A 14,319-nucleotide genomic window follows, 5' to 3' on the forward strand; every position below is an offset into this window, starting at 1 on the left:
CGATGTACCGCCCCCTTCGTCGCAAAGCCCTGCTCACCCTGACCTCCGCGGTTGCCCTGGCCGCCCTGCCCGCCCTGCCCGCCATGGCGCAACCGCAATACCCGTCCAAGCCGATCCGCCTCGTGGTGCCGTTCTCGGCCGGCAGCGCCACCGACATCCTGGCCCGCATCATCGGCGCCAGGATGGGACAGCATTCCGGCTACCAGATCATCGTCGACAACCGCCCCGGCGCCGGTGGCACGCTTGGCGCCACCGGCGTCGCCAAGGCCGCGCCGGACGGCTACACGCTGATCCTGGTCTCGGTCGGGCACGCCATCAACGCCACGCTGTACCCGAAGCTCGCCTATGACACCGTCAAGGACTTCGCGCCGGTGTCGCTGGTGGCGAGCGTGCCCAATGTGCTGGTGGTGAACGCCGCCAGCCCGTACAACTCCGTGCGCGACATCGTTGCCGCGGCCAGGGCCAACCCCGGTGTCATGAACTTCGATTCGGCCGGCTCGGGCAGCTCCACGCACCTGAGCGGCGAACTGTTCAAGATGCAGGCCGGCATCGACGTGGTCCACATCCCGTACAAGGGCACGGGCGAAGCGCTCACCGACGTGATGGCGGGCCGCGGCGACATGATGTTCGCGCCGTCGGTATCGGCCATGCCATTCGTGCGCCAGGGCAAGCTCAAGGCTCTGGCCGTGACCACGGCGAAGCGGGCCGCCTCCCTGCCCGACATTCCGACCGTGGCGGAAGCCGGCCTGCCGGGGTATGCCTTCGATTCCTGGTTCGGGATACTCGCTCCCGCCGGCACGCCGAAGGAGATCGTCAATGCGCTCAATGCCGAGATCGGCAAGGCGCTGGCCGCGCCCGATGTCAGGGAAAAGCTCGCCGTGCAGGGAGCCGAGCCCAGGACCTCCACGCCGCAGGCGTTCTCCGCCTATATCCAGGCGGAAATCGCCAAGCTGGCGCCGGTTGTCAGGCAATCGGGCGTCAAGGGCGGCCAGTAGTCGGGCTCGCGCGCGGCGGCCGGCCGTCGCGGGTGCCTTAGAATGGCGGTTTCCCGACCTGCCCAGCGCCCCCAGCCGCCGCACCGCTTTCCGCCGACATGTCCGAGCGCAAACGCCTGACCCTCAAAGACCTCGCCGCCGAGATCAACGTGCATTACTCGACGGTGTCGCGCGTGATGAACCCGGCCACACGGCATCTCGTGGCGGAAGACGTGGCGGCACGCGTGCTCGCGCTGGCCGACGAGCGCGGCTTCCGTCCGAACCGCATCGCGGCCGGGTTGCGCACGCAACGTTCGGGGCTGGTCGGCGTGGTGCTGCCCGATATCGCCAACCCGGTGTTTCCGCCGATCCTGGCGGGCATTGAAGCGGTGTTGTGCCAGCAAGGCTATGTGCCGATCGTCGTCAACGCCGGCACCGACAAGGCGCGCCAGCGCTTCGTCATCGACCAGCTGCTCGGGCGCCAGGTAGAAGGGCTGGTGCTGGCAACGGCCGAGCGCGACGATCCCGTGCTGGAATACTGCGTGGCCCAGCGCATTCCCGTAGTCATGGTGAACCGCGGCGAGGACACCGGCCGTGCGTCATGCGTGGTCAGCGACAACCTGCTGGCCATGCGCCTGACGGTGGATCACCTGGTCGGGCTCGGGCACCGCCGCATCGGCCACATCGCGGGACCGTCGACGCTCTCCACCGGCTTCCTGCGCCGCGAGGGCTTTGTCCGCGCCGTGCGGCGCCACCGCCTGGGAGCCGGCCAATGGCAGGTCATCGAAGCCGCGAGCTACTCGCGCGAAGCGGGCCGCGAAGCCTGCGAACGGCTGCTGGCCGAATTCCCGGGCATGACGGCCATTGCCGCCGGCAATGACCTGATCGCCATGGGCTGCTACGACTGCCTGCGCGCTCGCGGCCTGCGCTGCCCCGACGACCTCTCGGTGATCGGCCACAACGACATGCCGTTCGTCGACGCGCTCACGCCGCCGCTGACCACGGTGCGCATTGCCGTCCATGAAATGGGCGAGCAAGCGGCAAGGCTGCTGCTCAGCAAGCTCAGCCAGCCCGATGCCAAGGCGGTGACGGTCGAGCTGACGCCGGAGCTCATCGTGCGCGGGTCGACGGGGGCGCCGGGGCATAGCGCCGTAGCGCGATAGCGGGCCGATGCGCCAATCCCACCAGCCCGCTGCAAGAAAACCGCGCGGATTCGAAGTCCTTCTATAGTTTCCGTTGCTTCGGGAACCTAGTCTACGACCCGAAGATCCGCAGCATTCAGCCACCGGTCTCCTCGACGCCACGCCAATCAGCGAATGATTGATGTGGCGGCGGCTGACCCGGCGTGGCGGCATCGCCGCCCGCCAACTTCCCGACTGAAGCCAATGCCCCGGACAGCTTGCTGGCCGGGGACAGGTGCTTGCCGCGGATCGGAGTTCTTCGATCAAACCGAGGCAACACTATGAGATTGACTACCGCTTCACTGGCTGCGGCTGCCTTGGCCGCCATCCTCGCCGGATGTTCCACGACCTCCAGCCACCCGAGCGACCAGGGCACATCGAATCAGGTCGTATTCCCCGACAAGGCCAGCGCCTGGCCCGCGCAGGGTACCTTCGCGAACCTCGACAACCTGCGCCAGCTGCGGCCCGGCATGACCAAGGACCAGCACTACGCGCTGATCGGGCGCCCGCACTTCAACGAGGGCATGCTCGATGTGCGGGAGTGGGACTACCTCTTCAATTTCCGCACCGGCAAGCCGGCACCGAACGATGTCGCGCAATGCCAGATGATGGTGCTGTTCGACAAGGACATGCTGTCCCGCTCGTACTATTGGGCGCCTGAATCGTGCGCGGCGTTCCTGAAGTATGCGGACGCGCCGGCGCCGGCTGCCCCCGTCGTGATGCCCGCCGTCACCGAACGGACCACTACGCTCGGCGCCGATGCCTTGTTCGCCTTCAACGGCTCGGGGCCGGCCGACCTGCTGCCGGAAGGCCGCCGCCAGGTCGATGCACTGGGGAGAGAGCTGGCCGCCATGAAATCGCTCCGCCACGTCGATGTGTATGCCTACACCGATCGCCTCGGCACGGCCGCCTATAACCAGCGCCTGTCGCAACGGCGCGCAGAGACCGTGAAGACCCTGCTGGTCGCGCAGGGCGTGGACAGGCGCGTGGTCACGGCGCAGGGCCGTGGCAAGGCAAATCCGGTCAGCCACTGCGGCGCCATGCCACGCGGCAAGCTGATTGCATGCCTGGCGCCGGACCGGCGCGTAGAGATCCGCTCCGCCGGCGTGAAGTAGCACGGCAAGGCCAGCGTGACCTCGCGCGGCTGACCCTTCCTTTCACCAAGCCATTTTTGAACATGCCGCGCAGGCGGCAGGGGCGCGCTCACGCCCGTTTTCCGTGAGTCGTCCCCGACAAGGCGGCTGGCATCGAATGCATGCCGCGCCTTCTCAAGGAATCAGGAATCTCATCATGAACAAGACATATCGCAGCGTTTTCAACGCATCGACCGGTACATGGGTGGCGGCGCCCGAGACCGCCAAGGGGCGCGCAAAGTCATCGCGAAGCATCGCAGCCTCCGCGCTCGCCATCTTAGCCAGCGTTGCCACGCCGTGCGCATTCGCGTTCGATACCATTGGCAACAATGCCACCGGCAGCTCCAGCGACCTGGTCATCGGCGACAACGCAGCAGGCATCTCGTATCCCACCTACTTTTACCCCACCATGACAACGGACCCCTGGGGCAATCCACTGCCAGGCGGGGGCTCGGTCATCGTCGGCAACAACGCCAACGCCAACCAGAATGCCGGCGTGACCTTGCTCGGCAGCAACACCAGCGCTTCTGGTGACGGTGCGGTTGCCATCGGCGTGGATTCGTCAGCGGGCTACGATGGCACCGCGGTAGGCACCGCGGCATTTGCCACCGGCAGCTACAGCGTCGCCATGGGCCGCGGAGCGGTTGCCTCGCACAACTCGTCCGTCGCCCTGGGCGTGCTGTCTGCCGCGGCCGGCGATGAGTCGCTCGCATTGGGCGACTATGCGTTCGCCAGCGGCACGTCTTCCGTCGCGGTCGGCGATGGCGCAATGTCCAGGAACACCGAAGCCATTGCCATTGGCAAGGCCGCACAGGCACTGGGCGTCCGGTCCATCAGTATTGGCTCGCGGAACATCGTGACCGGCGACAAGTCCGGCGCGATCGGCGACCCGAACCATGTCACCGGCACCGGCAGCTATGCGCTGGGCAATGACAACACCATCGATGCCGACAACGCCTTCGTCGTCGGCAACAACGTGTCGGTACCGGCCGGCCTGAATGGCGCCGTCGTGCTGGGCAACAACTCGACGGTGTCCGCCGCCACCCCCATGGCCGGCATGACCGTGAATGGGGTTGCGCACACCTTTGCCGGCGCGGCACCGGCGGCGGGCGATGTGCTGAGCGTCGGTTCCACGGCGGCTCCGCGGCAGATCCAGAACGTCGCGGCCGGCCAGATCGGTGCCGCCAGCGCCGACGCGATCAACGGCTCGCAACTGTATGCCGTGGCGCAGGAACTGGACAAGCCCATCCGCTTCAGCGGCAACAGCGGCGCCAGCGTCGACCGGCACCTTGGCGATACGCTCGCCATCACCGGCGTCGCCACGACCACAGGCAGCTACTCGGGCGCCAATCTGAAGACCGTCACCGACCCGACGGGCTCGCTCAGCCTGCAGATGGCCGACGCGCCGAAGTTCGGCAATATCACCATCAACGATGAGGGCAGCGGCAAGATCACCGGCGTCACCGCCGGCACGGCGGCCACGGATGCCGTCAATGTCAGCCAGCTCCAGGCTGCCACGGCCGATGCCGTCATGTATGACGACAGCACCCACAACAGCGTGACGCTGGGCGGAGATCCCTACAACGCGACGACCAGGACCGGCGGCACGAAGATCGTCAACGTCGCGCGCGGCGTGAACGACAGCGACGCCGTCAACATGTCGCAGCTCAACGAGACCAACCAGGCGGTGACGAACCTCGGCGACACCGTGAACAACTTCGCGGGCGATCAGTCGACCACCAACACGACCATCAATGGCCGTGGCATCCGCTATGTGCGTACCAACGACGCAGGCCTGCCGATCGCCGACGCCTACGCCCAGGGCCAGGGCTCGACCGCGGTCGGCTACCAGGCGACGGCAACCGGGGCGGACGCGCTGGCGCTTGGTCGCAACGCGGCCGCCACGGCAGCCAACAGCGTGGCGATCGGCGCGAGCAGCACTACCACGGCCGACCTGTCGGCTGCCGCGTACAACCCGGACAGCGCTTACGTGCTCGCTGGCCTGGCGCCCGCGGGAGAGGTTTCCGTCGGCTCCGCCGGCGCCGAGCGCCGTATCACCCATCTCGCAGCCGGCGCGGCCGACACCGATGCGGTGAACGTGAGCCAGCTCAAATCACTCGACGGCAAGATCACCGCGAGCGATGCAGGCTCGGTCAAGTACGACGTCAATCCCGATGGCACCGTCAACTACAACAGCATCACGCTGGCCGGCGACACCTACAACGCGGTGACCAAGACCGGCGGCACGAAGATCGTCAACGTCGCGCGCGGCGTGGATGACAGCGACGCCGTCAACATGTCGCAGCTCAACGAGACCAACGCCATCATCAACAACTTCGCCGGCGACCAGTCCGATACGTATATCGACCATAACGGACGCGGCATCCGCTATGTGCGCACCAACGACAGCGGCCTGCCGCTGGACGATGCGCATGCTCGGGGCATCGGCTCGTCGGCGCTTGGCTACAACGCCGTGGCGCTCGGCGGCAACGCGCTGGCGCTTGGCCGCAATGCCGTGGCGGCCAGCGACAACGACGTCGCGCTCGGCGCGGGCGCCGTTACGCAGGCGGCGGTTGCGACGACGGGTACGACCATTGCCGGCAAGGACTACACCTTCGCGGGCATCGCCCCGACCAGCACCGTCAGCGTTGGCGACATCGGCGCCGAGCGCACCGTCACCAATGTGGCCGCCGGCCGCATCAGCGCCACCAGCACCGATGCCATCAACGGCTCGCAGCTCTACGCCACCAACCAGGCCATCGAGGACCTGGACCAGGGCGCAGTGAAGTACGACCGGCTTGCGGATGGCACCGTGAACTACAACAGCGTGACGATGGCCGGCAGCACGTACAACCCGGTAACCAAGACCGGCGGCACGAAGGTCACCAACGTGGCGCGCGGCGTGGCGGACAGCGATGCGGTGAACGTGTCACAGCTGAATGAAGTCAAGGCTGACGTGACCAGCATCACCAACACGGTCGAAAACTTCGCAGGCGACCAGTCGACGACGTACACGGAAGAGAATGGCCGCGGCATTCGCTACGTCCGCACCAATGACACGGGCTTGCCGCAAGCCGACGCCCACGCCCGGGGACAGGCCTCCACCGCCGTTGGCTACAACGCGCAGGCGAACGGTGACAGCGCCGTGGCCATGGGCCGCGACAGCAATGCGGCCGCGGCGGATGCGGTGGCAATCGGCCACAACAGCGTCGCCGCCAATGCGGGCGATGTGGCACTCGGAGCGGGCTCCGTCACCGCTGCCGCGGTAGCCACCACGGGCGTGACGATCGCCGGCAAGGACTACACCTTCGCGGGCACCGCGCCGACCAGCACGGTCAGCGTCGGCGACGTCGGCGCCGAGCGCACCATCACCAACGTGGCTGCCGGTCGCATCAGCGCCGACAGTACCGATGCCGTCAACGGCTCCCAACTGGCCGCGACCAACGCGGCCATCGATCAGATTTCCTCGAACATCTCGAACCTCGACCAGGGCGCGGTCAAGTACGACATCAATGCGGATGGCACCGTCAACTACAACAGCGTGACGATGGGCGGCGACACGTACAACTCGGTGACAAAGACTGGCGGCACAAGGATCACCAACGTGGCGCGCGGCGTCAACGACAGCGACGTCGTGAACATGTCGCAGCTCAACGAGACCAACGCGGTCATCAACAACTTCGCCGGCGACCAGTCGACCGAGTACACCGAGCAGAACGGGCGCGGCATCCGCTACGTCCGCACCAACGACACCGGGCTGGCGCAGGCGGATGCCTATGCCCAGGGACAGGGATCGACGGCGGTGGGCTATGACGCCAGGGCAACCGGCGACAGCGCGCTCGCGCTCGGCCGCAATGCCGTGGCATCGGATGCCAACAGCGTGGCACTTGGCGCGGGATCGGTCACATCGGCGGCAGTGGCTACGGCCAGCGGCGTGGTGGGCGGCACCATTTACCGGTTCGCCGGAGGCAGCGCGACCAGCACGGTCAGCGTGGGCTCGGCTGGCAACGAGCGCACCGTGAGCAATGTCGCGGCCGGGCGCCTCGGCGCGGAGAGTACCGACGCGGTCAACGGTTCGCAGTTGTACGCAACGAACCAGAAGGTGGATGAGAACACGCAGGACATTGCCAACCTGAACCAGCAGGTTGGTGGGAATACGCAGTCCATCACTAACCTGAACAACCGGGTTGACGGCGTGCAGCGTGATGCCAACGCCGGCACCGCGTCGGCCATGGCGCTGGCGGGACTGCCGCAGGCGGTATTGCCGGGCAAGGGCATGGTTGCCCTGGCGGGCAGCACCTACAGCGGCCAGTCAGCGCTCGCGCTCGGGGTGTCGAAGCTGTCGGATTCCGGGAAGTGGGTGTTCAAGGGCGGGGTGACTACCAACTCGCGGAGGAATGTGGGGGCGACGGTTGGAGCGGGATTCCACTGGTAACGGGATCGTTTTTTTGGGGGAGTGCTGCCGTCTCCTGAAGGATGGGAGAGAGCAGAGCCGGCAGGGTTCTGCGGCGATGACCCAGTCATCGCCCAAACCCTATGCCTTCAACCCATGCTCCTGCGCATAATCAAACAACTCCGCATCATTAGACAGCCCCAACTTACGCATGGCATTGGTTTTCTGCGTACTCACCGTATTGACGCTGCGATGAAGGTACCGCGCCACCTGGGTCGTCGTCATCCCTTTGACGTACATGCGCACCACTTCCATTTCACGCGGGCTGAGGCAGCGGCTCGACTGTCTCTGCAGCATCTCGTTCTCCCAGCGCGCCAAATCCACACGCGCGGACGTGCTCAGCAGCCTGCGGCGCCTGTATGCCGCCACGATTACGGCCGGTAGTTCCGACAAGTCATCTCGCTTGTTGACGATGCCCAGCACGCCGACGTCCTGCATGCTGACCATCAGCCCCGGGTTCTCCAGCATGGTCAGGACCACGACCCGGACGTGCGGAAAGCGCGTACGCAGCGTAGTCAGCATCGCCAGGCCATCAGGCGAGTCGCCGCAAGGCATGGAGAAGTCGGTCACCAGCACATCGCACGGTACGGTGCGCAACAGATCGAATAGCGCCCTCGGGTTCGAGGCATCCGCCACGACCCGGATACCCGTGGCCGCGGCCAGCGTCTGCCGTACGCCGAAGATGATCAGCGGATGATCGTCCGCCAGTATTACCCTGATTGCCATCGCTATTCCCTATCTCAAGATACAACGTCGCCCCCGCGATTGCCGCCGCCGGGACAGGCATCGCGCAGTCGCTCGCAGTCGCGGCAATGCAACGGCCCGCGCGCAGGCCCCGTGGCGCCGTCGTCCACGCCCAGGGCTTCGATCAGGTAGGCGATCGCCGCCAGCACCGGCACGCTGGCGGTGCGCACCTGGCCGACGTCACCGGCCTGCACGGCACGCCGAAAGCGGTCCATGATCTCGTCGAGGTGCGGTTGACCGAACACGGACAGCGCGCCGCGCATGCGGTGGCACCACGGCCTTAATGCCTTGATCGCTCCCCGGGCCACGCAATCGGCCAGCGTCTCCCGATCGCCCGCGAGCGCCGCGACGCAGGCCTGCAACCCGGCATCGCCGGCCCCCGGATGCAGCACGTCCAGCAGGTCTTCGCGCCGCACCAGCGTGGCATCGAAGCGGAGGCAGCCCGTGTGGTCGGCCTCCTGCCGAGCGGTGCCGATCGGCGCGCGCGCACCGCCGCGCGCGTTCATCGCATCCGACAGGCCTGCCTGCAGCGAGGCCAGCGTGACCGGCTTCAGCACGCACGCATTCATGCCCGCGTCGAAGCCGCGCCGGTGTTCCTCCGGCACCGTGGTCGCGGTAATGCCCACCACGGGCAGCCCACGCAGCGTGGCGTCCTGGCTGCTGCGGATGGCCCGCGTCAGCGCAAAGCCGTCCATGACCGGCAGATGCAGGTCCGTCAGCACCAGGTCGAACGCGCCGGCCTCCAATGCCTGCAGCGCGGCCTCGCCGTTATCCACCACCGTCGGCAAGTGGCCGAGGAGCACGAGTTGCTGCCGAATGACTTCCTGGTTGATGCAATGGTCCTCGGCCACGAGGATGCGCCAGCGCTTTCGCGTGCCCGATGCGGCTGTCCCATGCACAGGGCCGGCATCGCCAGCGACAGCCGGCGCGGCCGCCTGGCGTTCCAGCGCGCGCTCCACCGCGCCGAGGAACGCAGCCCAACGCAGCGGATTCACGCTCAGCCGCACACTGTCCTGCTCATCGGCGCGGAAGCCGAGCGGCTTCCACTTCGTCGTCACCAGGACCAGGCGCGGATCGGCGCTGTCCGCCAGCACCGGGCCGCGGTCGGCATCGGCCAGCACGATCGCGGCCTGCCCGGCGTCGACGTGCCCCGCCAGCGGGACCATGCCCGCGGTCCGGACATGGGCCAACAGCGCCTGGGCGATGTCGGGGTCGCGCACACGGACGGCCACCTTGCGCTCCCGCAGACATGGCAGGTCGTAGCGCTGGCACAGGATCGTGCACGGCACGCGCAGTACCGCCGTGGTGCCGGTGCCCTCCTCGCTCTCCAGCGCCAGGCTGCCGCCCATCATGGCCGCCAGGTTGCGCGAGATGGCCAGCCCGAGTCCAGTGCCGCCAAAGCGGCGTGTGGAACTGCGCTCGACCTGCACGAACGGCGTGAAAAGCCGCTGCATGTCGGCCTTTGCCATGCCGATGCCAGTGTCGCGCACCTCCACCAGCACCCCCGCGATGTCATCCACGCAGGTCTCGACCGTGACGCGCAGCGCAACACTGCCGCGATCGGTGAACTTGATGGCGTTGCCCAGCAAATTGAACAGGATCTGGCGCATCCGGATGCCGTCGGCGCGTACCGTGGCCGGGACCTCCGGACTGACGCAGAGGCGCATCTGCAGGCCCTTCTTCTGCGCCTGCGGCATCAGCGGCGATGCGACGCTGTCCACCAGGTCACGCAGGTCCAGCGGCGCCGGCACGATCGCCAGGCGCCCGGCTTCGATCTTGGCGTAGTCCAGGATATCGTCGAGGATCTGCGCGAGAGCCTGGCCGGATTCCTGTGCCAGCGCGAGCAGGCGTTGCTGTTCGGGCGCCAACCCCGAGTTCTGCAGCAATTCCACCAGTCCCAGGATGCCGTTCATCGGCGTGCGGATCTCGTGGCTCATCATGGCGAGGAATCCTTCCTTGGCGCGCAGGGCGGACTCGGCCGCGTCCTTGGCCTCATGCAGCGCGTCGGCCTGGCGATGCTGTTCGGTGACGTCGAGGATCACGCCATTCCACACCGTGAAGGTTCCCTCGCGCCTGGGCGTGGCGCGGGCCTGAATCCACCGCAGTTCCGCCCCCCGCTTCAGGCGTCCCGCAATATCCAGGGGCTGGCCGGTGCGGGCACTTTCCAGGATCGCGGCACGCAGGCGCGGATGGTCCTCCGGGCAGACCCCCGATTGGGCCGGCGAGCCAGCGCCGAGCGCGCGGGCGGTATCGATGTCCAGCCCCGTGCCATCGCCGGCGGCATACGTCACGTCCCAGTCGCTGTCCAGGTCGCCGGTTCGCAAGCGGCTCTGGAACACGGTCACGGGCAGGCTGTCGACCACGTCCTGCAGGCGGCGCTCGAACGCTTGCGCGCGCTCGCGCGATTCATCGATGTCCGTCACGTCGAAATGCACGGTCACGATGCCGCCCGGCGTGCCATCCGGGTTGCGGAACGGCAAGGCCCAGAAGTTCACGCGCCGCAACTGGCCGGCCGCGTTCTGCATGTGCAGATGCATCTGGCGTGGCGCCATGGTCCGCATGGCTTCATCCTGCAGGGCCAGGAGCTCGCCGCTCATCCGGTCGCGCAGATGCCCGACCTCCAGGGCATGCCTGCCCACGGCATCGGCTTTCACCACGCCGAAGAAGCGCTCGAATGCCGGATTGAGTTCCATGTAGCGCAGGTCCGGGCCTTTGGCCGCCACGGGCTCGGGCAGGCTCGCCAGCAGGGCTTCCTTGAGCGCGAGTTCATAGCCGAGCTTGCCTTCCGCCTTCGCGCGCTGCGCGACCAGCCGGCGCGTGCGCACATAGCCGACCGCCAGGACCAGGCAGAGCCCAAGCGCGGGCAACAGCAGCGGCCATGCGTCACGGAGCAGGCGCCATGTGGCGCGCTGCGCGGCGATCTCGCGGCCTGCCATGCCGCCTCCCACGTCGACGGCCTGCGCCGCTTCGGCCAGCAGGAACATGCACAACGCGCCGGCCGACAACGCTTGACCGAGATTCAGCCCCAGGCGGTTTCCCTCTGTTTCCATGACTTCCTTACGGGTGGCAAGAATTCGCGGGTGACGCAAGCCGGCGCGGTACGCGCGTACCGCGCGCATGGCAGCGTCACGATTTGGCCGGGCAATCCCCTCCTGGCCGGCGGCGTGGCATCAGGACGTGGCTGGCTTGCGCGCTGGCTTGTGCTGATGCGAATTCCGCGCGCGCCGCGCGCGTCTTCTACCCGGTGCGAGATGGGACGCCGCTGTTGTCGCGGATCCTGGCAATTGCGTGGAAAAGTCTAGGCCTGGCACATCGCCACCGGATATAGAAGGAATTCGATTCTTCAGACATTTCTGATGCAGTCCGGACGCGTATCGGTGCGGCCTGCGCCATGGACCACAGGTCGTGCGAAAGGGAAAAAACCTGCGCGGCCCGACGACATCGATGCGATGACATGGAAACAGGATCGCCTTGCGATGGGTTGTCGTTGCAGTCGAACCATGCCGGCGAAGAAATGGGAAGCGAGCGTCGAATCAGTCCGGTAATGGATCGTCGACGTAAAGTGGGGAAAAGCCGGCAGCCATTCTAGGACTGCGGCTTGGGGATGCCTTGCGGTGCGTCAGTAATCGGTGCGGGGTTGGGAGGGGATTGAAAGGTATTGCGGAAGGGAAGCCGCCGACTCACCCGTTCAGGTGAGGCTTGCCAGCAGGAATCCCTGCGCGGATTCGCCCTCCCGCGAACGGCGGCGCCGGTAGGTCCCGTCCGCTTCCATTTCCCAGGCCTCGCGCTTGTCGCGCAGATAGGGCTTCAGGCCTTCGGCGATCACCCGCTTCCGGAGGCGCGCGTCCAGCACCGGAAAGCAGACTTCGATGCGCCGGAACAGGTTGCGGTCCATCCAGTCGGCACTGGAGAGCATGACGTCTTCGGCCTTGTCGTTGTGGAAGTAGAAGATCCGGGAGTGCTCGAGGAAGCGGCCGATCACGGAGCGCACGCTGATGCTCTCCGAGAGACCCGGCACGCCCGGCCGCAACGCGCAGGCGCCGCGCACGATCAGGTCGACGCGCACGCCATCGCGCGAGGCATCGTAGAGCGCCTGGATCAGCCCCGGCTCTAGCAGCGCATTCATCTTCGCGATGATCCAGCCCTTGCGCCCCGCGCGTGCATGCTCGGCCTCGCGCCGGATGGCCTGCAGCAGGGACTTGTGCAGGGTGAACGGCGACTGCCAGACATGGGCGGTCTTGCTGATCTGCCCCAGCCCGGTCAGCTGGCCAAAGACATTGGCGACATCCTGCGTGATCTCCGGATGGCAGGTCATCAAGCCGAAATCGGTGTAGAAGCGCGTGGTCTGGCTGTGGTAGTTGCCCGTCCCGAGATGCGCATAGTGCCGCAGGCGTCCGCCTTCGCGCCTGACCACCAGCACCATCTTGGCATGCGCCTTGTAGCCGACCACGCCGTAGACCACATGCGCGCCCGCCTCTTCGAGCTGCGCGGCCCAGCCGATATTGGCCTCTTCGTCAAAGCGCGCCAGCAGCTCCACGACCGCGGTGACTTCCTTGCCCTTGCGCGCCGCATCGGTCAGCGCGGACAACAGCACCGAATCATGGCCCGCGCGATAGACGGTCTGGCGGATCGCCACGACATCCGGGTCCTGCGCGGCCTGCCGGACAAAATCCACCACCGGCGCAAACGACTGGAACGGGTGATGCAGCAGGATGTCGGCTTCGCGGATGGCGCGGAACATGTCGGCCTGCGGCTGCAGTCCCTTTGGCAAGCCCGGGCGGAAAGGCGGGTACTTGAGATCGGGGCGGTCGACCGCTTCGGGCACCTGCAGCATCCGCACCAGGTTGACCGGCCCATTGACCGAGAACACCTCCTTGGCCGACAGGCCGAACTGCTGCTGCAGGAACAAGGTCACCGGCGGCGAGCAGTTGTCCGCGACTTCAAGCCGCAGGGCGTCGCCGAAATGGCGCTGCGGCAGCTCGCCCTGCAGCGCTTCGCGCAGGTTCTTGATCTCCTCTTCGTCCACGAACAGCTCGCTGTTGCGCGTCACGCGGAACTGGTAGCAGCCGCGCACCGTCATGCCGCTGAACAATTCGCCGACATGCGCGTGCAGGATCGAGGACAGGAACACAAAGCCATGCCGGCACCCGGCCACTTCGGGCGGCAGCGCGATGACGCGCGGCAATGCACGCGGCGCCTGCACGATGGCGTTGCCCGAGCGGCGGCCGAACGCGTCCTTGCCGTCGAGTTCCACCGCGAAATTCAGGCTCTTGTTCAGCACGCGCGGAAACGGATGCGCGGGGTCCAGCCCGATCGGCGTCAGCACGGGCATCAGTTCATTGAAGAAATACTCGCGGATCCATTCCGCCTGCGCCGCGTTCCAGGTCGGCCGCCGCAGGAAGCAGACCTGCTCGGCGGCGAGCGCGGGAATCAGGACGTCGTTGAGCATCTGGTACTGCAGCGCGACCAGTTCGCGTACCCGGGCGTTCACCAGGTCGTAGAGCGTCTGCGGGGACAGGCCATCGGGGCCGCTGACCGGCGACTGGACCAGGCATTGTTCCTTCAGGCCCGCCACGCGGATCTCGTAGAACTCGTCCAGGTTGCTGCTGAAGATGCACAGGAAGCGCAGGCGTTCGAGCAACGGCGTGTCGGGGTCGGCGGCCTGCATCAGCACGCGCCGGTTGAATTCCAGCTGGCTCAGTTCCCGATTGACGAACAGGGCGTTGCCGTTTTGCCAGGTGGACGATGCGTCCGGGGCAGGAGGGCCGTCGATATTGGCTGCCGGCGGCAGCGTGCTCCGTGAAGGAATCGCGTCGTCTTCCATTTGGGACCGG

7 protein-coding genes are annotated in these 14,319 nt (G+C 66.9%); 4 read left to right on the forward strand and 3 right to left on the reverse strand.

Annotation, left to right across the window (positions count from 1 at the left end):
• Positions 1-2 precede the first annotated feature (2 nt).
• The 4 genes from ACIGJC_RS26320 to ACIGJC_RS26335 all read left to right on the forward strand — a co-directional run bounded on the left by ACIGJC_RS26320 (position 3) and on the right by ACIGJC_RS26335 (position 7,723).
• A complete protein-coding gene (locus ACIGJC_RS26320) occupies positions 3-995 on the forward strand; it encodes a tripartite tricarboxylate transporter substrate binding protein (protein WP_483712372.1) in 993 nt (330 codons plus the stop codon).
• Positions 996-1,093: 98 nt separating this feature from the next.
• On the forward strand, positions 1,094-2,137 hold the full coding sequence (locus ACIGJC_RS26325; RefSeq protein ID WP_483712373.1) for a LacI family DNA-binding transcriptional regulator: 1,044 nt from the start codon (positions 1,094-1,096) through the stop codon (positions 2,135-2,137).
• 299 nt (positions 2,138-2,436) lie between these two features.
• Entirely contained in the window at positions 2,437-3,270 is an 834-nt protein-coding gene (locus tag ACIGJC_RS26330) for an outer membrane protein assembly factor BamE (protein ID WP_483712374.1), read from the forward strand.
• Between the two features lie 175 nt (positions 3,271-3,445).
• Positions 3,446-7,723 carry a YadA-like family protein gene (locus ACIGJC_RS26335; RefSeq protein ID WP_483712375.1) on the forward strand — a complete coding sequence of 1,426 codons (4,278 nt, stop codon included), beginning with the start codon at positions 3,446-3,448 and terminating at the stop codon, positions 7,721-7,723.
• A gap of 99 nt (positions 7,724-7,822) precedes the next feature.
• Here ACIGJC_RS26335 and ACIGJC_RS26340 read toward each other — a convergent pair whose 3' ends face one another.
• From ACIGJC_RS26340 to ppk1, 3 genes are all read right to left on the reverse strand, one after another.
• The gene (locus ACIGJC_RS26340; protein WP_483712376.1) at positions 7,823-8,467 is read right to left on the reverse strand and encodes a response regulator; all 645 of its coding nucleotides are present in this window, start codon (positions 8,465-8,467) and stop codon (positions 7,823-7,825) included.
• Positions 8,468-8,481: 14 nt separating this feature from the next.
• Positions 8,482-11,535: an ATP-binding protein gene (locus ACIGJC_RS26345; protein ID WP_483712378.1), complete on the reverse strand. Its 3,054-nt coding sequence runs from the start codon at positions 11,533-11,535 to the stop codon at positions 8,482-8,484.
• Between the two features lie 638 nt (positions 11,536-12,173).
• Positions 12,174-14,309, reverse strand: coding sequence for a polyphosphate kinase 1 (ppk1, locus tag ACIGJC_RS26350; protein WP_483712379.1), 2,136 nt, complete (start codon positions 14,307-14,309; stop codon positions 12,174-12,176).
• Between the last annotated feature and the right edge of the window lie 10 nt (positions 14,310-14,319).

The sequence above is a fragment of the Cupriavidus sp. C3SS-1 genome (assembly GCF_057073755.1).

Coding starts and splice junctions, on each gene's coding strand:
- ACIGJC_RS26340 (WP_483712376.1), bottom strand. CDS start 8,467: ATGGCAATCAGGGTAATACTGGCGGACGATCATCCGCTGATCATCTTC.
- ACIGJC_RS26320 (WP_483712372.1), top strand. CDS start 3: ATGTACCGCCCCCTTCGTCGCAAAGCCCTGCTCACCCTGACCTCCGCG.
- ACIGJC_RS26335 (WP_483712375.1), top strand. CDS start 3,446: ATGAACAAGACATATCGCAGCGTTTTCAACGCATCGACCGGTACATGG.
- ACIGJC_RS26345 (WP_483712378.1), bottom strand. CDS start 11,535: ATGGAAACAGAGGGAAACCGCCTGGGGCTGAATCTCGGTCAAGCGTTG.
- ACIGJC_RS26330 (WP_483712374.1), top strand. CDS start 2,437: ATGAGATTGACTACCGCTTCACTGGCTGCGGCTGCCTTGGCCGCCATC.
- ppk1 (WP_483712379.1), bottom strand. CDS start 14,309: ATGGAAGACGACGCGATTCCTTCACGGAGCACGCTGCCGCCGGCAGCC.
- ACIGJC_RS26325 (WP_483712373.1), top strand. CDS start 1,094: ATGTCCGAGCGCAAACGCCTGACCCTCAAAGACCTCGCCGCCGAGATC.